Source organism: uncultured Brachyspira sp. (genome assembly GCF_934747485.1).
Lineage (GTDB): Bacteria > Spirochaetota > Brachyspiria > Brachyspirales > Brachyspiraceae > Brachyspira.
Genome location: NZ_CAKVGN010000039.1, coordinates 1 through 22,254, shown reverse-complemented (window position 1 = coordinate 22,254; position 22,254 = coordinate 1). Strand labels below are relative to the sequence as shown.

The following is a 22,254-nucleotide window of genomic DNA, read 5'->3' as shown; positions in this document are numbered from 1 at the left end:
AACAAATAAATTAATTAAGTTTGTCTAATTCATCTCTATATTTTGCTGCATCTTCATATCTTTCTTCTTTTATAGCCTGATCCAACAATCTCTGTATTTCTTCTTTGGTTTTTATATTATTATTTACTGCCTTATTATTATTATCTAACTGAGAAATCTCTTCTTCATTATTATTATCAAATCTCTGATATACAAAAGGAACAGCAGGAGTCTCTTCCCCATTTTCAAGTATAATACCCGCTTTTTCTATAACATGCTCTTCCACATAAATAGGACATTTAAACTCTAAAGCTAATGCTATAGCATCAGAAGGTCTCGAATCTATAAAAACATTATTTTTATCATATTCAATAACAAGTTTAGCAAAATATGTATCCATATGTATATTATCTATAACAACATTAACCAATTTGATATTACAAGTATTAAATATTTTATTAATAAGGTCATGAGTTAGAGGTCTTTCTTTTTTATAGCCTATAAGACTAGTCATGATAGATTGAGCTTCTAAGGTAGCTATAGATATAGGAATAACTTTTTCAGTATTTTCAGGCTTTAACATAACAATAAAATATTTATCTGTTATAGCCAAATTAAGTATTTTTGCTTCAACCACTTTTAAAAACCTCTTATAATAATATTAATATATATGTTTGATTTGTCAAGGACATTTTTTACATAGTATCTATTTACTTTTTAATAAAAATTCTTTAGATATAAAAACAGTAAATAAAATAAGTATCAAAGCACTAATAGCAGCACTTATATAAGGGGTAATAGTAAATAATAAAGAAATAATAGCAGTAGTTACAATAGCAAGCAATATTATTATTATCTCAAATAATATAAATAATATAATATTTTTCTTATCTATTTTCTTTTTTTCTTCTGGTTTTTTATACGGTATTGGTTTTCTCATAATTACTATCCATTAATTAAGTTTTAATAATTTGTATCTATATCCAAAGAAGCTCTTGATATCCAAGTTTCTTCTTTTTTATTAACTTCAACTATCAAGTATCCTTCTTCAGTAATATCTTTAACTAAAGCACTAATTTCTTCATTATCTTTTTTTGCATTTATAACTCTGCCTATCATATTACTGTATTCTCTAAAATATTCTGATAATTTTTTTTCGCTTGTGTATACTTCTTCAAAACATGTAATAAGTTCTTTATAAAACTCTGATAATTCTATTTTCACATTAGTTTCCATATAAAGGGAAGTTGCTTTATGCTTTATATCTTCTGGAAAATCTTCTTTTGTATGGTATAAATTCACTCCTGTTCCTATGATGCATGCATTTCTATTTTCTATAGGAGTAACTTGAATAAGTGTTCCAGATATTTTTCTATTTTTTACTAAAACATCATTAGGCCATTTTACATGAGCATTTACATTATATTTTTCTCTTAAGCATTTACTTAAAGCAATACCAGGAAGAAAACTTAACGCCTCTTTCTTAAACGGAGTATATAATAATACACTGAACCATAAACCTAAATCATTATTAGAAATCCACTTGTTTCCATGTGTGCCTTTGCCTGCTGTTTGTTTTAAAGCAATGTATATACTACCCTCTTCCAACTTAACACCATTATTTAAATCATCTATCATCTTAGTATTTGTGCTTTCTAAGGATTCAAATACTTTTAAATTTCTGCCGTATATTTTTGTTTTCAAATTTTCTAAAAATATGTTAACTTCCATGTTTTTATTATACATTTTTAATGTAATATAATCAATATCTTTTATACAAAAAATCTACAATTTGCTTACCGCACGTTTAACTAAACAAAATATATAAATTAATTAAAAATACAACTTTTATTTATATTAATAATTTTACTTAGCGTGCGGGAAATAGATTTATAATTTAATTAAAGCTTGGGGGGCGTGCTTTTTTAGTTTAGCATTATAGAATATAAAATTAAAAATTTTATGTAAAAATAGAAAAATTAATGGGGCGGGAATTAAAAAATAATGTTATGGTTTTAATGTATCCTTTACAAGTATAATTTTTTATATTATAATGCCTTAAAACAGAGGTTCTTATGTCAGCAAAATATGAAGAGATATACAACAGTTTACTTGATAAAATAAAGTTTGGAGATTACAAGAAAGGGGATATACTTCCAAGCGAGTATGAGTTAATGAAGGAATACGATGCTTCAAGAGATACTATAAGAAAATCTTTACAATTGTTATCTAATAATGGATGCATACAAAAACATAAAGGCAAAGGTTCTATAGTAATTAATTCTAATATATACAATTTTGAATTTGGAGGAATATTTAGTTTCAAAGAAGTTGCTTCAAAGATGTATGGTAAAAAAGTAAAAACTATAGTGAATAGATGCGAATGTATAAAACCTGAAGCATTAGTAAAAAAAGCATTAAAATTAAATGATAATGATAAAGTGTGGGCTATAGAGAGAATAAGAAATATAGACGGAGAAAATATTATACTTGATATAGATTTTATCAATGCTTCCATTATACCATTTATAGATGAAAATATTTTAAAAGATTCTTTGTATGAACATATAGAAAATAATTTGCAATTAAAAATCTCTTATGCTGAAAGAGAAATATCATGCGAAAAAATAAACTCTAATGATAAAAAACTTTTAGATTTAAAAGGATATAATATGATAATCAATGTAGCATCAAGAACTTTTTTATCAGATACTAGAGTTTTTCAAATAACCTCAGCAAGACATAGACCAGATAAGTTTAAATTCAGGGATTTTGCAAGAAGGTAATTTATTTACTGCTATTATTTTTTTATCGTAAATTTACAATTTGGGTAATTACTGCATCCATAAAATTGTCCATATTTTCCTTCTCTTAAAATTAATTCCCCTCTACATCTTGGACATATATTATTACTTATTTCTTGTTTTGTGTAATTTATATTTTTTATATGTTCTGAATTTGAAATGTTGTTATGATTTGATATTAATTTCTCATAAACATAATCCATTTCATCAATGGTATAATTATTTCCTTCATTAAAATTATTTAAATAATTTTTTAAATCACACAAATTAATTACATTATTTATATTTATTTTATCCGCATTGTTTTGAGTAAATACAATTAATGAATAAATATTATATTTATTATCCAATAATTTTTTTAAATGAAATATATGAGATTTATTTTGTTTTATTGGATTATAAAAATAATTCCTTTCTCCATATCTCAAACACTGAGTCCACTTTCTATCTTTTTCACTGCCAAATATAAGTCCGCTATAATTTTTAGTTTCTATGCAAAATATTCCGTTTGTTCTTATTTCTATATGATCTATTTGATGAGTCTTTCCATCACTATCAATTATTACTAAATTATTTATTTGTCTATGTTCTGCTTTACCAAAGAATAATGGATTTAAAGCAGAATTAACTTCAAATTCTCCAACTTCTCCTTTAAGTGAATCAGTATACAAAAAATTAGGAATAAGTTTTTTGGTAAAATAATTTAATAATCCCATAATTATTATAACCTTATAATGCAAATATGAAATTATTATAATATTATATGAGTATTTATCAATACTAAAAATTTGTAAAAAAATAAAATTATATAATTGACAAACTTATACGTATATGTTAATATGTACGTACAAGTTAATGATAATAAAAATATAATAAATGGAGGCATGTAATGGGAAAGTTCACTGAAGATGCTGCACTTCTACTAAAATACGTGGGCGGAAAAGAGAATGTTAAGGCAATAACTCATTGTGTTACAAGAATGCGTTTTGTTTTAGCAGACCCTAAAAAAGCAGATATTAAAGCAATAGAAAATTTAAAATCTACTAAAGGCACTTTTACTCAATCAGGACAATTTCAAGTTATAATAGGCAATGAGGTTTCAGAGTATTATAATGAATTTGTTAAGATTTCTGGTATAGAGGGAGTGAGTAAAGATGCTGTAAAAGAATCTGCAAAAGGCAATCAAACATTTTTACAGCGTTTAATGTCTAATATAGCAGAAATATTTTCACCGCTTATTCCTGCAATTATATGCGGAGGTTTTATATTAGGTTTTAGAAGTATAATATCAGACATTAAATTCTTTGAAGAAGGCACAAAAAGCTTAACTCAAATATCACAGTTCTGGGCTGGAACAAATGATTTTTTATGGTTAATAGGTGAAGCAATTTTCCATTTCCTCCCTGTGGGCATTACTTGGTCTATCACTAGAAAAATGGGGACTACTCAAATATTGGGTATTGTTTTAGGTATAACATTGGTTTCTCCTCAGCTTGTTAATGCATATTTGGTTGGAAGTGTTGATCCTAAATTTTATGATTTTGGAATATTTCAAATGCCTATGGTTGGTTATCAGGCACAGGTTATACCAGCTATAATGGCAGGATTTATATTAGTGTACTTAGAAAAATTTTGGAGAAAGGTGGTGCCTGAGTATGTTTCTATGGTTGTAATACCATTTGCCTCACTCATACCTACAGTTATTATATCACATGCAATTGTCGGTCCTATAGGCTGGAAAATTGGCGAAGCTGTTTCTTATGTTGTATATACTGGACTAACATCAAAGTTTGGAGTTTTATTTGCTGGTGTATTTGGTTTCTTTTATGCTCCTTTAGTTATAACAGGTCTTCATCACATGTCTAATGCTATTGACTTACAGCTTATGAGTAAATTCGGAGGAACAATGTTATGGCCTATGATAGCCTTATCAAATATAGCACAAGGTTCTGCTGTTGTTGCTATGTCTATACTTCAAAAAAGAAATAACAAAGCTAAACAGATTAATATACCTGCATTTATATCATGTTATTTAGGAGTAACAGAGCCTGCATTATTCGGTGTAAACTTAAAATATGGTTTTCCATTTATATGTGCTTTAATAGGTTCTTGTGTGGCTGCAATTATATCTGTTGGTTCTAAAGTTATGGCTACATCTATTGGTATTGGCGGTATACCGGGAATACTTTCAATACAGCCAAAGCATATGTTGATGTTTGCTGTTGCTATGGTTTTTGCTATAGCTATACCATTAGTATTAACTTTTATAGTTGGAAAGAAAAAATTAAAAGCAGAAGATTTAGTTGATAATGCAGAAGAAACTTCAGACAATACATCAATTACAATAACTTTAGATGATGATAATTTTGTTTCTCCCATGAATGGAAAAGTTTATAAATTATCAGATATAGCAGACGAAGCATTTTCTTCTGGTGCTATGGGAGATGGTTTTGCAATAGAATTAGCTGACAGTTTAGTTATATCTCCTTGCGACGGAGAAATAATAGCTGCATTTCCTACAAAACATGCATACGGCATAGAAACCACAGATGGAAAAGAGATACTTATTCATATAGGTATGGATACAGTTGAACTTAATGGAGAAGGTTTTGAATCTTTTGTAAAAGTGGGAGATAAAGTAAAAAAAGGAGACAAGTTAGCTAAAGTTGATTTAGAGTATATAAAAAGTAAGGGAAAGTCTTTAGTATCACCTGTTGTATTTACAGACGGCACTAAGATTAATTTATTAAAAGAAAGTATTATCATAAAAAATGGAGAGGGAAAAATTATAGATATAAAATAATAAAAAAGAGCTATAAATATTTATAGGGTTTATATATAACGGCAGTTAAATACATATTGCTAAGCTGCCGTTATATAGCTAAATAATTAATCAAAAATATTAACATATAAGATAATTTTAGTATGATTTAGTATTAATTACATACTTGCACTTTTTGCAACTTTTTGCGGCGGGAAAAAGTTGTAAAACAAAATTGATAAACTTAAAAATTTTTAGTATATACCTAAATAATTACATTTTGTCAATTTTTATATTTTATAAATGTATTATCAACTTTTTTGTCGCTCAAAAAAGTTGCAAAAAACGCATATACTACAGCTTAATATTTTAAGAATATATGTTAAATATAATACAATGATTTTATGCAAAAAATGCAGTTCTTTTGGTTCTTTTATACCAATAAAAGAACTGGGGGTTCGGGGGCTAGTCCCCGAAAATAATAAAAAATATAAAAACTAATTTTGACAAACTTAAAAATTTTTAGTATATACTCAAGAATTTATTATAAATCTAATTAAATAGGAATCGTTTATGAATTTTAAAAATAAAGTTGTTTATCAAATATATCCTAAATCTTTTATGGACAGCAACAATGACGGATTTGGAGATATAAAAGGAATAATATCAAAATTAGACTATTTACAAAATTTAGGTGTAGATATTATTTGGAGCACTCCTTTCTTTGTTTCTCCTCAAAAAGACAATGGATATGATGTTGCTGATTATTACAATATTGATCCTTCTTATGGCACTATGGAAGATGTTGAAGAGCTAATAAAAGAAGCTAAAAAAAGAAATATAGATATAATGTTTGATATGGTATTCAATCATACTTCTACAGAGCATGAATGGTTTAAGAGGGCTATGAATGGAGAAGAGAAATACAAAAATTATTACATATTCAAAAAAGGAAGAGTAATTAACGGTAAAAAAGAGCCTCCTACAAATTGGGCATCAAAGTTTGGAGGCAATGCTTGGCAATATGTAGAAAAATTCGATGAGTATTATTTGCATTTATTTGATGTGAGTCAGGCTGATTTGAATTGGGATAATGAAGAGGTAAGAAAAGAGATTTTTGATATAGTTAATTTCTGGATAAAAAAAGGAGTTTACGGATTTAGATTTGATGTAATAAACCTTATATCAAAGCCTGAAATTTTTGAAGATGATTTTAAAGGAGACGGAAGACTATTTTATACTGACGGAATAAATATACATAAATATTTAAAAGAGTTAAATAAAAACACTTTCGGTAAATATGATAATGCAATCACTGTAGGAGAGATGTCATCAACAAGTATAGAAAACTGCATTAAATATTCCGGTGAAAAAGAAAATGAGCTTAGCATGGTATTTAGTTTTCATCATCTTAAAGTTGACTATAAAAATAATGATAAATGGCAGTTAATGGATTTTGATTTTCAAGAGCTAAAAAAACTTTTATTTACTTGGCAGCAAGGAATGCAAGACAATGATGCATGGTCAGCTTTGTTTTGGTGCAATCATGATCAGCCGAGAATTGTATCAAGATTTGGAGATGATAAAAAATATCATAAAGAGTCTTCTAAGATGCTTGCCACAGTTATTCATTGTTTGAGGGGTACTCCTTATATTTATCAAGGTGAAGAGATAGGTATGACTAACGCTTATTTTGATAATATTAATAAGTACAAAGATGTTGAATCAATAAACTATTTTAACATACTTAAAAATAATGGTATAGAAGAAAAAGAAATATATAAAATACTTCAAGCAAGGTCAAGAGACAATTCAAGAACTCCTATGCAATGGAATGATAAAGAAAATGCAGGTTTTTCAAATGCTAAACCTTGGATAGAGGTTATTTATAATTATAAAGACATAAACGTAGAGAATAATCTTAAAGATGAAAACTCTATATTTAATCATTATAAAAAATTAATAAAACTAAGAAAAGATTATAAAGTCATTTCTGAAGGTAAAACTATACCTATATTAAAAGACGATAAAAATGTATTTGCTTTTATAAGAGAATATAATAATGAAAAACTTTTAGTAATAAATAATTTTTATGCTAATGAGTGCACTATAGATTTAAGCAGTATTGATTTTGATATAAAAACTTCAAAGTGTCTTATTTCAAATTATGATATAGCAGCACTTGACAACATTATAAAATTAAAACCTTATGAGTCTATAGTGTTATATAAATAATTTGCAGATTTCTACTTCATATAAATTTTTATTATCATTAAAAAGCCTTGTATATAATATATGCAAGGCTAATTTATATTAAATTTTTTTACAACAGTTAAGCTTATTTTTTTATTTCCTCTATTCCATTTATCTCTATTAAAGAATCCCCTATTTGTAAAGATGGATTTGTCTTTAAAATACAAACAACACCGTCATAATCTGATACTATGTCTTTAATTTTTTTACCAAAATAATCTTTTATTTCTCCAACCTTATCTCCTTTTTTAACAATATCCTCTGTTTTTACAATAGGATACCACATACCATAACAATCAGCCTTTATAGAAGCAGTATAATTTAATATAACTCTCTCTTCTGTATCTTTTATTTTTTCATCGCATAACATATCTAAATAAATCATAATATTTTTTATTCCATCATAATGAACTTGAACATTTTCTTCATCTAATATACCGTTGCCTCCAGCTTCAGTAAGTATAGAAGGAATACCTCTAAAAGCTAATCTGCTATAAGCTCCCCCATATTTATTATCTTTGTTCATTTTAGTATCTATTATATATTTTATATTATATACTTCAGCCATCTTTCTTGATATATTATCTGTTTCTTCTATACCAACTATAGGAACATAAATACAATTAGCTATTGATTCAGGTATGTCCCCTCCATGAAGTTCTATAGAGTAGTGAGCATCTTTTAATATTTCATTCCAAAAATAATAATCCATAGCTTCGGTATAACTTCCATTCTCTTCACCTGGAAAAAGTCTTAATGGATTTTTATTATCATTAGGTACAATAAAAGCTCTATTCTCTCTAAAAGCAGGTATATTAAATATTGTAGTTATTATTAATTTCCCTTTAACTTGCAATTTATTTGATTCCAAATCATTTAATAATCTTATAGCAGCCTCTATTCCTGTAAATTCACTTCCATGCATCCCGCCTATAATAGCTAAAGTTTTATCATTGTTATTTGTTTCGCCTTCTACATATGCAACAGGAAAAATTATTTCTTCTCCTGTAGTCTTACATATAAACTTTTTAATTTCTTTTTTTATTTTATTCATTTTTTACTCCATTATCAATTTTTTTAAATAAACTTTTTATAAAAGGTAATATAAAAATACTTCTGCCAAAATAAAAAGAAAGTAATGCAATCCAAAGCCCATTATTGTTTAAATAATCAAAACTTATAAAAAGCACAGCTAAAAATAATATTAAACTCAAAAAAGTAGATATAAACACTGCCCTATTAAAAGAAGCCCCTGTAAATATTCCATAAAGTGTAAGCCCCACAGCAGAAATAGTAGGATATAATGCTACCCAAAAATAATATTTATAACTATAATTTAGAACTTCAACATTATCTGTAAATAAATTAATAAATGTTTTATTAAAAATTAAATATAAAGTTGTTAATAATATTACAAATATAAATCCATATTTAATATTTTTTATTATTGTAGATTTTAATAAAGTTGAGTTTTTTAATCCAAAAGCTCTGCCGCTATAAACACTTGAAGTATTAGCAATTCCATCAAACATATACGATATTATTGATTGTATTTGAAGAAGTATAGAGTTTGATGAAATTAATATGGTTCCCAATGAAGCACTTTTTGATGTAAAAATATTTATTTGAATTAGTAAACATATTGTTCTAAGCATAAGATATAAATTTGAAATTAAAGAAGTTTTCATTTTAGATAAATCAGTAAAATCTTTTAAATTAACTTTTCCAAAATTTCCATATCTTAAAATAAAAAACACACCAATAAAAAAAGAAGTTAATTGAGATATTAAAGTTGCAATTGCTATGCCTAATACACCCATAGATAATGATAAAGCAAATATTACATCCAATATCATATTTAATAAATTTCCGCTTATTTGCATTATTAAAGAAGCCTTAACTTTTCTCTGCCCCATAAGCCAGCCTAACATCACATAATTAGATAATAAAAATGGAGCCCCCCATATAAGCACATTATAATATATATTAAAAGCTTCTAATGCCTCTATTTCTAAATCAAAAGTATTCTTAGCATAAAAACTAATAACTCTTTGAAATATTAGTATTATAAATGATATTGATAATGCAATATATAAAGGCTGAAAAAAAGCAAAAGCTCTATCTTCTTTTTTTCCTGTACCTAATGCAATGGCACTAAATGAAGTAGTATTTACTCTAAGAAAACCAAACACCCAATATATAGTATTAAAAACAACACTTCCAACCGATACACCAGCTATATATATGGGATTGCCTAATCTTCCAGCAACAGCTGTATCTACTGCTCCTAAAAGAGGTTGTGTCATTGTGGATATCACAAAAGGTATTAATATTTTTATATAATCTGAATCTTTAATTAATTGTTTTGTATTATTATTCATTTTATAATTTTATAATTTTATAATTTTATAATTGCAAAAATTATATTGCATTTTCAATAATATATTTTTCTTCTTTTAGTTCTTTTGCTATATTTACTATATCAAATGTTTTTACAGAATTAAGAAGCTCTAAGGCATATTCTGTTTTTACATTATTAAGATTTCTTATATCATCTATTTCTTCTACAATATTCCCACTATTAAAAAACAACACTCTATCACATAAATATGTTATAGTAGATAAATCATGAGTAATAAATATATAAGAAAATCCATATATATTTCTTAGCTTTATTAAATAATCCATAAGCTGAGTTTGTGTAGAAACATCTAATGAACTTACTGCTTCATCTAATAAAATTATTTTTGGGTGAACTGCAACCGCTCTAGCTATACAAATTCTTTGCAATTGCCCTCCGCTTAATTCATGAGGATATCTCTTCAAAAAACTTTCATCTAACCCTACATTATTTAAAAGCTCTATAGCCATGTTTCTTCTATTTATTTTATCAAGATGCTCTCCTGTATTGATAGTATGAACATTAATAGCTTCATCTAAAGTTCTCATAACCGTAAATCTAGGATTAACAGAAGATACATAATCTTGAAACACAACACTTATATCATATCTTAATTTTTTATTCATTTTGTTTTTATATTTATAAAGGTTTATATTATCTATAATAACTATGCCATTCTCAGGTCTTTGAAGTCCTAATATAACTTTTCCTAATGTACTTTTACCGCTTCCGCTCTCTCCTATAATACCAAGACATTCGCCCTTTTTTAAATAAAAAGAAACATTATTTAATACAGTCTGTCTTTCTTTACCAAAAACTTTTTTCTGATTTTCTTTTCTAAAACTTACTTTAATATTTTTTGCTTCTAATATTATTTCATCTTTTGTCATTATATTGCATCTCCATAAACTATTTCATTAAACTTTTTCATAACAGACATTCTTTTTAATACTAAAGAAGTTGTATATTCATCTTTGCTGTTAAATATAATGTCTTTTACAAAAGCATTTTCTAATATTCTTCCCTTTTTCATTACTATCATTTTATTTGATATTTTGGATAATATTCCTAAGTCATGAGATATAAAAAGCATAGAAACTTTATTTTCTTTTTTTATTCTCAAAAATTCATTCATAATAGTATTTTGACTAATAGAATCTATTGCAGTAGTAGGTTCATCAGCTATTAAAAGTTGCGGGTTTAATGACAATGCTAATCCTATCATTATTCTTTGAAGCATACCTCCGCTAAGTTGATGAGGATATTTTTTTATTGTATCTTCGGGGTTTCTTATTTTCATTATATTTAGAGTGTCTATACATTTTTGGTATATTTGTTTTTTATTTAAATCTGTATGCTCTAAAAAAGTCTCTTGCATTTGATTATATATTCTATACAAAGGGTCAAAACATGTCATAGGATTTTGAAGTATCATACATATTTTATTTCCCCTTAATTTTCTTATGTTTCCAGAACTTTCTTTTATTAAATCAATATTATTAAAAAGAGCCTCACCTTCTACACGAAAATTATTATCAAGCAAACGAAGTATTGATTTTATAGTCATACTCTTGCCGCTTCCGCTTTCTCCTAATATTCCTAAACATTCTCCTTCTTTAATAGAAAAAGAAACATCATCTATTATTTTTATATTATTATTTTTTTCTCTAAAATAAACATTAAGATTTTTAACTTCTAAAATATTTTTATTCATATTCAATCCTATTAATAAATAATAAAATTATGCTCTGCTTTCTTTAGGGTCAAGAACATCTCTTAAAGCATCTCCAAGAAGATTGAATGAAGCTACCAAAAATACTATCGCAACTCCTGGAACTATCATCTGCTTAGGATTTGTAGTCATTACATTTTTTGCTTCATTAAGCATAGCACCCCATTCAGGTATAGGAGCCTGCACACCTAACCCCAAAAAAGATAATGTTGAAATATTTAATATAGCCCACCCTGTATCTAAAGTTGCAAGCACTATCATTTCTGATGATATTGAAGGAATCATATGATTAAATAATATAAATCTTGAAGAAGAGCCTATGGTTTTTGAAAATAAAACAAAGTTCTTTTCTCTATATTTAAGCACATTCGTTCTTATCATTCTTGAATACCATGCCCATTTTATAAATACATTCGCTATAATAACATTTGCAATATCAACCCCTAATAAAGCAACAACTGCAAGTATCATTATCTGACTTGGAAAAGAAAGCATAACATCTACTATTCTCATTATTATCTCATCAATAGCACCTTTAAAATATCCAGCAAGTATTCCCATTAAAGTACCAAGTGCTATAGTTCCAAGCATAGTAAGTAAAGATAAAAATAAAGTATATCTTATTCCATATATCATCCTTGATAATATACACCTGCCAAGCTGATCTGTTCCTAATGGATATTCTTTTGATATACCTGCAAACTTATTTAATATATTATTTACATAAGGATCATTTGGAGCAATTAACGGAGCGAATATTCCTATTAATGCAATAATTAATATAAATACCGTACAGCCTAATGCCATCTTATTTTCTAAAAATCTTTTTAACATTTTATTGCTCTCCTATTCTAAGTCTAGGATCAGCTACTCTTTGTATAATATCAAAAATCAAATTGAAAAATACAAATAAAATACCCGTCATTAATATATAAGCTTGTATAACAGGATAATCTCTATTAAATATAGAAGCTATGCATAATCTTCCAACACCGGGCCAAGCAAATACATTTTCAACAACTATAGTACCCGATATTAATTGAGGTATACTCATCCCTATTGCTGTAATGCATGATTGAAGGGAGTTTTTTAATATATGTTTTACTAATATAATTCTTTGATTTAATCCTCTGGCATTTGCATATAACACATAATCTTCTTTCATATTTTCAAGCATATTATTTCTTATAAGCCTTATATATGTGGATATGTATGTTATTGATATTGTTATTGCTGGGAGTATGGAATGGCTCCAAGTTCCGCTTCCGCTTGTAGGGAGCAAATCTAGTTTTATACTAACAAGCCATATTAATAAAAGCCCAACCCAATAAGCAGGCATAGCAGTTGTTGCAAATACTATAAATCTAATAACTCTATCAAAAATGCTGTCTTTATAGACGGCACTAAAAAAACCAATAGGCAAACTCAAAACTACTACAAATATCAGAGAAAGAAATGCTAATTGTAATGTTGCGGGTAATGATCTTGCTATTTCCCCTACCACTGTTCTTGAAGGATTAGTATAGCTTACACCCAAATCTAATCTTAAAAAATCTAATATCCATCTAAAATATCTAACAAAAAAAGGATCATTTAAGCCCAATTCTTCACGCATTTGCTCTATTGCTTCATCAGATATAATGGGAATTTGCTGAACTCTTAAAACAACTTCGGCTGGGTCTGATGGTATTAGATTGATAAAGAAAAAACTTAGCAAAGTAATTCCAAATAAGAGCGGTATTGTAACTAATACCCTTTTTATAATATATGCTTTCATAATGAAAACCTCTTTTTTTTATAATAATTAATAAACTGTATGCTGCAAACTATTAATTATAATTTGCAGCGATGAAATCTATTAATTAAAATACATTAGCCAAAAAGGAACTTCATATTGAGTTTGAGCAAACTTAACATTTTTTAAATCAGATGTATAAACAGCCTTGTTACATTCATAAGTAAGCGGTATATAAACAGCATCTTCATGAAGTCTAGTGAGAACAAAATTATAAAGCTCTTTTCTTTCATTTTCATCTACGCTTAAAAGAATTTTTGTTATAGCTTCATCAATTTCTTTTTTATCATGCAAACCCTGCTGAGCCGCATAATCACCATATACTCTCTGACGCATAGCTGCCAATGATGATTGCGGGTCATAAGGAGAGCCCCAGCAAATATTAAACACCATATCAAAATTACCAGCCTTCATATTATCCCTATAAGATTGCTCTTCTTCTCCTGCAATATTAACTTCAACTCCTATTTTAGCATACTCAGACTGTAAATATTCTGATATTGTTTTTTCTGTTACACTATCACTATTATATAAAAGATTTAAACTTAATCTTTGGCCATCTTTCTCTCTTATTCCATCATTACCAACAACCCAGCCAGCTTCTTCTAATAATTGATTTGCCTTATCCATATTATACTCATAAGGAGTAAGTTCTATATCGCAATATGCTACAGTTCTTGAGAAAAGTGTATCAGCAGGAGGCTCTAAACCATAAAATATTCCATCTGATATAGCTTTTTTATCGGTAGCATGCTGCAATGCTTTTCTAACATTACTATTAGATAATATAGAATGAGTTGTATTTAATACTATTTGTCTTGTTGAAGTAGGTGCTGATAGAGATGATATGAATTTAGAATCATTTTTATATTTATTGATAGCATCAGAGTCTATCATGTTTTTACCAAATATTAAATCTATCTCTCCCTTTTCTAAAGCAAGCAGTCTAGTTTGATTATCAGGTATAACTTTTACCCTTATTCTTTTAATTTTAGGCTCTTCTCCCCAATAATTAGTATTAGCTTCAAAAATAGCATATTTATCAGTTTCATATTCTTTTAATACATAAGGACCTGTGCCTATATATTCATTAACTCCATTCTTTGTAGAACCATTTTTCATAGCCTTTGGAGATATCATAGCAAATGGTCTTGTAACTCCTAATTCTGTAAGCATAGGATAATATGGAGAAGTTAAAGTTATTTTTAAAGTATAATCATCAATAGCCTCAACTTTATCTAATATATGCATCATTTCAAGCCATGTATGTCTTTCTTTATTTTCTATAATAGCATCAAAATTAGCCTTTATAGCATTAGCATCACATATCTCACCATCAGAAAAATAAACATTTTTTCTAATATTAAACGTATATACTTTTCCATCTTCACTAATATTCCAGCTTTCAGCAAGACAAGGCTCGTATCCATTCTCTCCGATATTAACTAATGTTTCATAAAGCATCTCTTGTGCATACATCTCCCCAGCATATAAATGCGGATTTAAATCCCTTATATCTCTATAGTTTACAAATATTAACTCTTCATTATTAAGTTTTCTGTTACTTTCTGCCGTATCTGAACTTCCAGAACAATTTACAAAAAGCATTAATAATAATATGCTGAAAAGCAGATTTTTAATTATTTTATTTTTCATTTTAGAATCTCCATTGTTTTGTTACTAATATATTTTGTTAGTGTATTCTAACATATAATTTATAAATGTCAATATATTATTAGTGATATAGAACAAATTTTTAGATGTGTGAAATAGATAAAATACTACTCAATATACGTAAAATACAACTCAATTGCTATAAAAAACTTTAATTATACTTTAATTTTAATATTTATTACAAAAAAATATAGACCTTAAAATTACAAAAACTTAATATTTTATCTCTTCATATATTAGAGGCTCATCTCTAAATGTCGTGTATATTTCTAATATGTTATTTGTTATATTAAAAGAATATGCTGTTTGAAGTATAGACAAATATTCACCCTCTGCATTTCTCTTTTTTATATCTGCAGTTTTTCTTGTGGTATTTATCATAGATATAGAAATCTTATCATTTTCTATTTTACAATCTGCCCAATATTCATTAACAGAAGAATTACCATATATTTTATTTTTATCAATACTTATAGTAATATTCATATAGCTATACATATTGACAAGTTTATATGCTCTTATCTGTTCAACTTCTTTAGAATCTTCCTGCACGAAAACCATACTATGTTTGCAGGAGATAAAAATTAAAGGAAATAATATTATAATCTTTCTTAAAATAATGTAAGTTCTCCTTCTTTACTTGAACCAGAATCATCGAAAGATTCCATATTATTTGCAGCATCCAATGAAGAGAGATTGCCTTTAAGAGCATCTTCAAACAATGGCGAGCTTATAAGTCTATTATAACCCTGATTTGTTCCTTTATCGAATGTTATATCTGTGTGAAGCTTTATGGCATGCAAAAGAAGAAGTTTACCAAATCCTCCCCTTCTATATGGAAAGCTTATATATATATATTTAAGCATATTATCTTTATCTACATAATAATAACCTTCTATCCTTCCGTCTATTGTTAAAAGCCCTACATTTTGATTATTATTATTAATTATTTTATAGAAAAAATTATCAGTATATACAACTTCTTTATTATCTTTTATCTTGATATTTTTTATAAAGTTAATTAATTCATTTTTGTATAAACTATTATATTCAATAACAATTACTGAAGGATATTCTTCATGGTCTATTGTTAAAACAGGCATATAAAATTCTCCCAAAAATATAAAAAATCTCTCTTACAATATCGGAAATATTGTCAATATATATACTAATTAATTGACTTAAAAAATTAATAGCTATATATTATTAATATAATAAATATTTAGGATAATTTATGAAAAAAACTATAATTTTATTTTTTGCATTATTTTTATTTTCAGTAAGCAATCTATTTTCAGCACCAGGTTTTTTTAGTTTAGGCTATGTTATAACATTAGCAGGAAGCTTGCCTGAATACAAAATAGAAAATAACGGCGGAAGTTTAAATAAAAATGACTATCAAAGTCAATCATATTTTGAAGGCGGTATAATATTACAAACAGCTTATAATTTTATAGTTAGCTCAAGAACACAATCTGCTATAACACTTGGAATTGATTTTGGATATCATAGAGATGCTTTTAGCTTTATAGATTATAATATTAAAAGAAAATATGCTAATTTATTTGACAGCATACTTGTAGGTGGATATTTAGAATCTACTATATCTGGTTTTATGCTTGGAGTTGGCGGCGGAGTAAAAATAGCTTTAGGCGGAAACTATAGATATGATAATATAATAGAACTTCTTAATTATAATAGATTAAAGAATAGATTTGATGATTTATATATACCATACATAAAATTTGTAGTTGGTTATAAATTCTATAAATATTACTCAAGCAGCAGTTTAAGTTTTTATTTTAATTATGATTTTCCTAATGTTAAAGTAAAAGGAGTTTCTCCAGACGTTCAAAAACTTGCAGCAATAGATTTAGGCGTACAAATAGCTGCACATTTTAACTTTATAGAAGACTATTAATTAATAAAACTAATATATAAGGAATTAACAATGGATTTTTCTAAAAAAGTATGGAATAAAAATATAAAAAACTATCAAAAAATAAAAGATATGCCATTTAATAAAGAATTGATGAATGGCTCTTTAGATAAAAATAAATTTGCTTACTATATAGAACAAGATGCTCACTATTTAAAATATTATTCAAAAGTTTTAGCAATAATATCTTCAAAAATAGATGATACAGATACTGCAATTATATTTTTAAAATCTTCTATTAATTCATATATAGTTGAAGAAGAAGTTGTGCATAAATATTTTAGAGAGTTATTTAATTTTAAAAATACAAATAAAATAACAACTGCTAATTTAGGCTATACTAGTTATTTAATAAATACAGCACATACTGAATCTGTAGAAGTTGCAGCATCAGCTATACTTCCTTGTTTTTGGATATACAATGAAATAGGCAAATATATAAAAGAAAATGCTGTTACAAAAAACAACCCTTATAAAAAATGGATAGATACTTATGCAGACGAAGAGTTCTCTAAAGCAACTGATAATATGATTAGTATTATTGATAATATGTATTTAAAAGCTTCTAAAACAAATAAAGAAAAAATGATTAAAGCTTTTGATACTGCTTTTATTTGGGAATACAGATTTTGGAATGATGCTTATAATTTAGAAGCATTTAATAAAATATAATTATTTTTAATTTCTATAAAGATTAGGATTTGTAATTCTTTTTAAGAAACTCGGTAAATATTAGAAGCTATAAATAGTATATTTAAAAAATAGTTTAAATTTAAAAAATTATTTAGAAATACTTTTTAAATATTCTGCTGCTTCTTTTTGCTCTTTACGAATAGCAAACTCTAATGCCCTCTCACCATCTTTATTTTTATGCTCTATGTCAGCTCCTGCATCTATTAAAAGTTTCATTGTTTCTATATCATTAATTCCAGAAGCAAACATCAAAGGTGTTACTAACTTGAAATTTTTAGCATTTACATCGGCTCCAGCTTCTATTAATGCTTTTATAATATCATGCTTTTTTGTAAGTGAAGCATAAAGTAAAGCAGAAAATAATGGCTTATCTCTTAAATTAACATCAGCACCAGAATCTATTAAATATTTACCAACTTCTGATTGTTTTTCAGCACATGCAAACATTAAGGCTGTTATTCCTGTTTTACTCCTAAGATTTAAATTAGCCCCCTCTTCTACTAAAAGTTTTGCTATATTAATATATCCCTTTTTAGCACAAAGCATTAAAAGCGTAAATCTTGTCTCCTCATCTCTCGCATCAACTAATGAATTATCAACTTCTATTAATTTTTTTACATTATCAAAATCATTATTTTTTACATATTCAACTATCTGAGACATATATTAAACCTTTTATTATTATTGCCATTTATATGACTCTACAAGCATCGTAGATATTGATATGCAAGCAATAGCCCAAATAAGAAAGAATATTACATTTTGTATATCTATTAACCCCTTAGTAAAATCAGAAAAATATGTAGTTATAGAAATAGCATTTAATAATTTACTAGCACCAGTAAACATCTCACTAAGCCAATTTATAATGTATGCGAAAACTCCCATAGATACGCCCAAAATAGCAGCTACCAATTGACTTTTTGATATACTTGTAGCTATTAAACCAAGTCCAAGTATAGCAGTGCCAAGTAAAAATAATCCTAAATATCCGCTAAATATTACACCCATATCTGGTTTTCCAAATACCATTAAAAGTATAGGATAAACAAAAGTCATAATTAAAAGCGAAGCATAAACAACTAATACAGATAAATATTTACCAATGACATATTGAAGAGAAGTAATAGGAGATGTCATAATAAGTTCAAATGTACCAGATGCTCTCTCTTCAGCTATCAGCTTCATGCACAAAATTGATAAAAATAGTATTGTAAAAAAACCAATATTATACATGGTGTTTTCCATTACCGCCAACCTGCTATAATAAACTTCTATAGTGAAAAAATAACCAGTTAAAGCTAAATAAATAAATCCTAATATATAATATAAAGGAGATACATAGAAAGATTGAATCTCCCTCGCAAATACAACATATATGTTTCTCATTTTTTACCTCTTTATCTATTTTTTAATATTATTCTTCTTCTGAAGTATTAGTTTTTATACCTTCGTCTTTTATATATTTACTCTTATCAAAATCCTGATTTTTCTTTTTATCTGTGAAGTAAATAAATACCTCTTCCAAACTTCTCTCTTTAGATTTTATTTCTAATACATCAAAACTATTATTAACCAAATGTTTTACTATATCAGCACGTGAATCATTTCCTCTTTCACATTCTATTATAATAGTGCCAAAATTATCAGTCTCTGCCTGTATAACACCATTAACCTCTCTCACACATAAAAGAGCATCATCTTGCCTATCTGACACTTTAAGTTCAATATTTCCCCCAAGTATCTCTCTATCCATAGCCATTTTTAAACCTTCTATTGTATCCTCAGCAATAAGCTCTCCGCTGTCTATAATTAAAGCCCTCTCGCAAGTATCTTCTACTTCGCTTAATATATGTGTAGAAAGTATAACAGTCCTGCTTCCGCCTAAACTTTTTATTAATGACCTTACTTCTATTAATTGGTTAGGGTCAAGTCCGCTTGTAGGCTCATCGAGTATCAAAACTTCTGGGTCATGTATTATTGCTTGTGCTATTCCTGTTCTTTGTCTGTATCCTTTAGATAAATGCCCTATTATTCTATCTTTATATTTTGTTAAGCCTGTAATCTCTATTGTGTTTTCTACAGCAGATTTAACTTTCTTTCTTGCAACACCTTTTAGTTTAGCACAAAATTTAAGATAATCTGTTACAGTCATCTCTGTATATAATGAAACATTTTCAGGCATATAGCCTATTCTTCTTTTTAATTCAATAGGGTTATCATAAACCTCATAATCATCTAAATAAACATACCCGCTTGTAGCAGGAAGATAGCCTGTAATAATACGCATCATAGTAGACTTTCCAGCACCATTAGGTCCTAAAAAACCAACTATTTCTCCTTTATTTATAGTATATGAAACACCCTTTAAAGCTAAATGTTCTCCGTAATACTTTACTACATTATCAACTTTTATCATTAATAATCCTTAAATTAAAAATATTAAATTTTTAGAAATTTAGTTATTATATAACAGTATCGTATTTGATAAAAAAATATTTATAAAATTTCGTAATTTATATTATTAGTAATTGTCTCTAATCTTTAATAAATCTAATTCATAAAGAAAAGGTATATCTTTTTTTACTTTTAAAATATATAGTAAAGAAGAAATAAATATTCCTATCAAGGCAATTATTAAGCCAGTATTTCCTAAATTAAAAACCATTTTGTATAAAATTAATATTGAAGAAGGTATATATATCCCTCCAGATAATGCTGTTAATATTAGAAACACAAAAAATACTAAAAATGGATTTGTCATTAATGATGATTGAATTATAGATTCTATTGCAAAATAATTTAAAAATACTTTGAGATACAAATCTATCATTGATATAGAAGCTAATATAAAAAAGCCTATAGAATATAATTTTTTATTTTTAACAATAAATCCAGCTATAAAAAATGATAAAAAAGTTATAGGAAGAACATAACTGCTAATAATAAGAGAAATACCTATTAAAATTAATTCTATAAAAACAACTATAATAAGATACAAAAATTTCTTTTTAACTGTGCTGAATCCCAAAAAAGAATACATTATTATTTTTGATTTTGATGCTCTGTATTCATAATATATATGTCTAAAATAGCTAATAAATATTAATGCTATTGATATTAGAAAAAGTGCCGGATATAATGTTAATTCCAAAAATATAGAAGTATTAAAATTTAGATTATCATTTTCATTGTTAAAAATGATTGAAGGTATAGAAGCAGTATTTTTTACATTAACATTAGCAAACTCTTCATATGATATATTTGTGTTTCCAGTAGAGCCGACATATAATATATGCATAATTACAACGGCTTTACCAGCTTTATTTAAATTAACATTTGCACTCGCTATGCCATTTTCATCTGTTGGTACAACAAAAATATTAGTGTATGTTTTTTCTATTTCCTCAAAACCGCTATTTGTGTTTACTATTTCTGTTTCAAAATTAAATATCTCAGGGTCTGACGAAACAAATCTAACAAGTCTATTAACTAACGGCAGTCCTCTTCTCTCTATCATAATTGATATTTCATTTATGTCATTAGTATCTTCTAAACTAAAATCGATTTCCTTTTCATATATAAAATTATATTCTGGTACTTTGTTTGTTATTTCTTCGGCAAATATTGAAATTTGAAATATAATTAAAACTGCACACAAATATTTAAACATACTACTATCTACCCGCAAATAATTAATCAAAAAAGAACACCAAGTTTATATAAACTAAGTGTTCTTATAATTTTTTTAGCTATTAATTTATTATTATTTAATAATAGCAACGATTTCTTCATTTTTTACTATTAAATATTCTTTATTATCTTCTTTTATTTGTATACCGGAATATTTATCGTATATAACTATATCACCTTTTTTTACCTGTATATCTTTACTAGATCCTATTTCTATTACTTTTGCTTTTTGAGTTTTTTCTTTAGCTGTATCTGGAAGCAATATTCCGCTTGAAGTTTTTTCTTCTTGTTCTAAAACTTGTAAAAGAACTCTATCTGCTAATGGTTTAATAGATGACATATGATATTCTCCTTCTTAAATAATATAGTTTTATAATAAATTGTTTTCTTTATAAAAATTTTTACTAATTTTATAATATAAATATCAAAAAGTCAATATAAAAAAGAAATAGCTTGTGTTTAGGAGCCATACATATTGCACGTTTTTTAGTTTAAAAAAAGCAGGTATTCCTTATAATTTAATTAACTAA

The 22,254-nt window shown here is 26.7% G+C and carries 23 protein-coding genes; 5 read left to right on the top strand and 18 right to left on the bottom strand.

The genetic code is table 11. The features are described 5' to 3' along the window. Positions 1-10: 10 nt before the first annotated feature. The 3 genes from Q0H31_RS08160 to Q0H31_RS08150 all read right to left on the bottom strand — a co-directional run bounded on the left by Q0H31_RS08160 (position 11) and on the right by Q0H31_RS08150 (position 1,710). Positions 11-616 (bottom strand): bifunctional nuclease family protein, encoded by a 606-nt coding sequence (locus Q0H31_RS08160; protein WP_295297121.1) that lies wholly within the window; start codon positions 614-616, stop codon positions 11-13. Between the two features lie 69 nt (positions 617-685). Further along, positions 686-919, bottom strand: a complete 234-nt coding sequence (locus Q0H31_RS08155; protein ID WP_295297120.1) for a hypothetical protein — start codon at positions 917-919, stop codon at positions 686-688. Between the two features lie 23 nt (positions 920-942). Further along, positions 943-1,710 (bottom strand): biotin--[acetyl-CoA-carboxylase] ligase, encoded by a 768-nt coding sequence (locus Q0H31_RS08150; protein WP_295297118.1) that lies wholly within the window; start codon positions 1,708-1,710, stop codon positions 943-945. A 344-nt stretch (positions 1,711-2,054) separates the two neighbouring features. Between Q0H31_RS08150 and treR the strand changes: the two genes are divergently transcribed. After that, a complete protein-coding gene (treR, locus tag Q0H31_RS08145; protein ID WP_295297116.1) occupies positions 2,055-2,765 on the top strand; it encodes a trehalose operon repressor in 711 nt (236 codons plus the stop codon). Between the two features lie 14 nt (positions 2,766-2,779). Here the strand turns inward: treR and Q0H31_RS08140 are convergent, their stop codons facing one another. After that, positions 2,780-3,499, bottom strand: a complete 720-nt coding sequence (locus Q0H31_RS08140) for a nuclease-related domain-containing protein (RefSeq protein WP_295297115.1) — start codon at positions 3,497-3,499, stop codon at positions 2,780-2,782. A gap of 173 nt (positions 3,500-3,672) precedes the next feature. Between Q0H31_RS08140 and treP the strand changes: the two genes are divergently transcribed. Next, entirely contained in the window at positions 3,673-5,586 is a 1,914-nt protein-coding gene (treP, locus tag Q0H31_RS08135; protein WP_295297113.1) for a PTS system trehalose-specific EIIBC component, read from the top strand. Between the two features lie 531 nt (positions 5,587-6,117). Further along, positions 6,118-7,779 carry an alpha,alpha-phosphotrehalase gene (gene treC / locus Q0H31_RS08130; protein ID WP_295297111.1) on the top strand — a complete coding sequence of 554 codons (1,662 nt, stop codon included), beginning with the start codon at positions 6,118-6,120 and terminating at the stop codon, positions 7,777-7,779. 103 nt (positions 7,780-7,882) lie between these two features. Here the strand turns inward: treC and Q0H31_RS08125 are convergent, their stop codons facing one another. The 9 genes from Q0H31_RS08125 to Q0H31_RS08085 all read right to left on the bottom strand — a co-directional run bounded on the left by Q0H31_RS08125 (position 7,883) and on the right by Q0H31_RS08085 (position 16,502). Beyond that, positions 7,883-8,851 (bottom strand): M14 family metallopeptidase, encoded by a 969-nt coding sequence (locus Q0H31_RS08125; RefSeq protein WP_295297109.1) that lies wholly within the window; start codon positions 8,849-8,851, stop codon positions 7,883-7,885. Next, positions 8,844-10,178 carry an MATE family efflux transporter gene (locus Q0H31_RS08120; RefSeq protein ID WP_295297106.1) on the bottom strand — a complete coding sequence of 445 codons (1,335 nt, stop codon included), beginning with the start codon at positions 10,176-10,178 and terminating at the stop codon, positions 8,844-8,846. The genes Q0H31_RS08125 and Q0H31_RS08120 overlap by 8 nt, the downstream gene beginning before the upstream one ends. Before the next feature lie 40 nt (positions 10,179-10,218). After that, a complete protein-coding gene (locus tag Q0H31_RS08115; protein WP_295297105.1) occupies positions 10,219-11,088 on the bottom strand; it encodes a dipeptide/oligopeptide/nickel ABC transporter ATP-binding protein in 870 nt (289 codons plus the stop codon). Then, positions 11,088-11,912, bottom strand: a complete 825-nt coding sequence (locus tag Q0H31_RS08110; protein WP_295297104.1) for an ABC transporter ATP-binding protein — start codon at positions 11,910-11,912, stop codon at positions 11,088-11,090. Before Q0H31_RS08110 ends, Q0H31_RS08115 begins: the two co-directional genes overlap by 1 nt. A gap of 27 nt (positions 11,913-11,939) precedes the next feature. After that, positions 11,940-12,764 (bottom strand): nickel/cobalt ABC transporter permease, encoded by an 825-nt coding sequence (gene opp1C, locus Q0H31_RS08105; RefSeq protein ID WP_295297103.1) that lies wholly within the window; start codon positions 12,762-12,764, stop codon positions 11,940-11,942. 1 nt (position 12,765) lies between these two features. After that, positions 12,766-13,707, bottom strand: a complete 942-nt coding sequence (gene opp1B, locus Q0H31_RS08100) for a nickel/cobalt ABC transporter permease (RefSeq protein WP_295297101.1) — start codon at positions 13,705-13,707, stop codon at positions 12,766-12,768. An 81-nt stretch (positions 13,708-13,788) separates the two neighbouring features. Further along, positions 13,789-15,381 carry a nickel ABC transporter substrate-binding protein gene (gene nikA, locus Q0H31_RS08095; protein WP_295297099.1) on the bottom strand — a complete coding sequence of 531 codons (1,593 nt, stop codon included), beginning with the start codon at positions 15,379-15,381 and terminating at the stop codon, positions 13,789-13,791. Between the two features lie 231 nt (positions 15,382-15,612). Then, positions 15,613-15,960: an META domain-containing protein gene (locus tag Q0H31_RS08090; RefSeq protein ID WP_367117130.1), complete on the bottom strand. Its 348-nt coding sequence runs from the start codon at positions 15,958-15,960 to the stop codon at positions 15,613-15,615. A 50-nt stretch (positions 15,961-16,010) separates the two neighbouring features. Beyond that, positions 16,011-16,502 (bottom strand): hypothetical protein, encoded by a 492-nt coding sequence (locus Q0H31_RS08085; RefSeq protein ID WP_295297098.1) that lies wholly within the window; start codon positions 16,500-16,502, stop codon positions 16,011-16,013. Positions 16,503-16,633: 131 nt separating this feature from the next. Here Q0H31_RS08085 and Q0H31_RS08080 point away from each other — a divergent pair, with 131 nt between their 5' ends. Both Q0H31_RS08080 and Q0H31_RS08075 read left to right on the top strand, forming a co-directional pair. After that, positions 16,634-17,320, top strand: coding sequence for a hypothetical protein (locus Q0H31_RS08080; RefSeq protein ID WP_295297096.1), 687 nt, complete (start codon positions 16,634-16,636; stop codon positions 17,318-17,320). Positions 17,321-17,350: 30 nt separating this feature from the next. Continuing rightward, positions 17,351-18,010 (top strand): TenA family protein, encoded by a 660-nt coding sequence (locus tag Q0H31_RS08075; RefSeq protein ID WP_295297094.1) that lies wholly within the window; start codon positions 17,351-17,353, stop codon positions 18,008-18,010. A gap of 108 nt (positions 18,011-18,118) precedes the next feature. Here the strand turns inward: Q0H31_RS08075 and Q0H31_RS08070 are convergent, their stop codons facing one another. The 5 genes from Q0H31_RS08070 to groES form a co-directional block, all read right to left on the bottom strand. Beyond that, a complete protein-coding gene (locus Q0H31_RS08070) occupies positions 18,119-18,694 on the bottom strand; it encodes an ankyrin repeat domain-containing protein (protein WP_295297092.1) in 576 nt (191 codons plus the stop codon). Positions 18,695-18,712: 18 nt separating this feature from the next. Beyond that, positions 18,713-19,420, bottom strand: a complete 708-nt coding sequence (locus Q0H31_RS08065; RefSeq protein ID WP_147731293.1) for an ABC transporter permease — start codon at positions 19,418-19,420, stop codon at positions 18,713-18,715. 28 nt (positions 19,421-19,448) lie between these two features. Further along, the gene (locus Q0H31_RS08060; RefSeq protein WP_295297090.1) at positions 19,449-20,450 is read right to left on the bottom strand and encodes an ABC transporter ATP-binding protein; all 1,002 of its coding nucleotides are present in this window, start codon (positions 20,448-20,450) and stop codon (positions 19,449-19,451) included. 105 nt (positions 20,451-20,555) lie between these two features. Then, positions 20,556-21,704 (bottom strand): hypothetical protein, encoded by a 1,149-nt coding sequence (locus Q0H31_RS08055; RefSeq protein ID WP_295297088.1) that lies wholly within the window; start codon positions 21,702-21,704, stop codon positions 20,556-20,558. 93 nt (positions 21,705-21,797) lie between these two features. Next, positions 21,798-22,064 (bottom strand): co-chaperone GroES, encoded by a 267-nt coding sequence (gene groES, locus Q0H31_RS08050; protein ID WP_295297086.1) that lies wholly within the window; start codon positions 22,062-22,064, stop codon positions 21,798-21,800. Positions 22,065-22,254 lie beyond the last annotated feature (190 nt).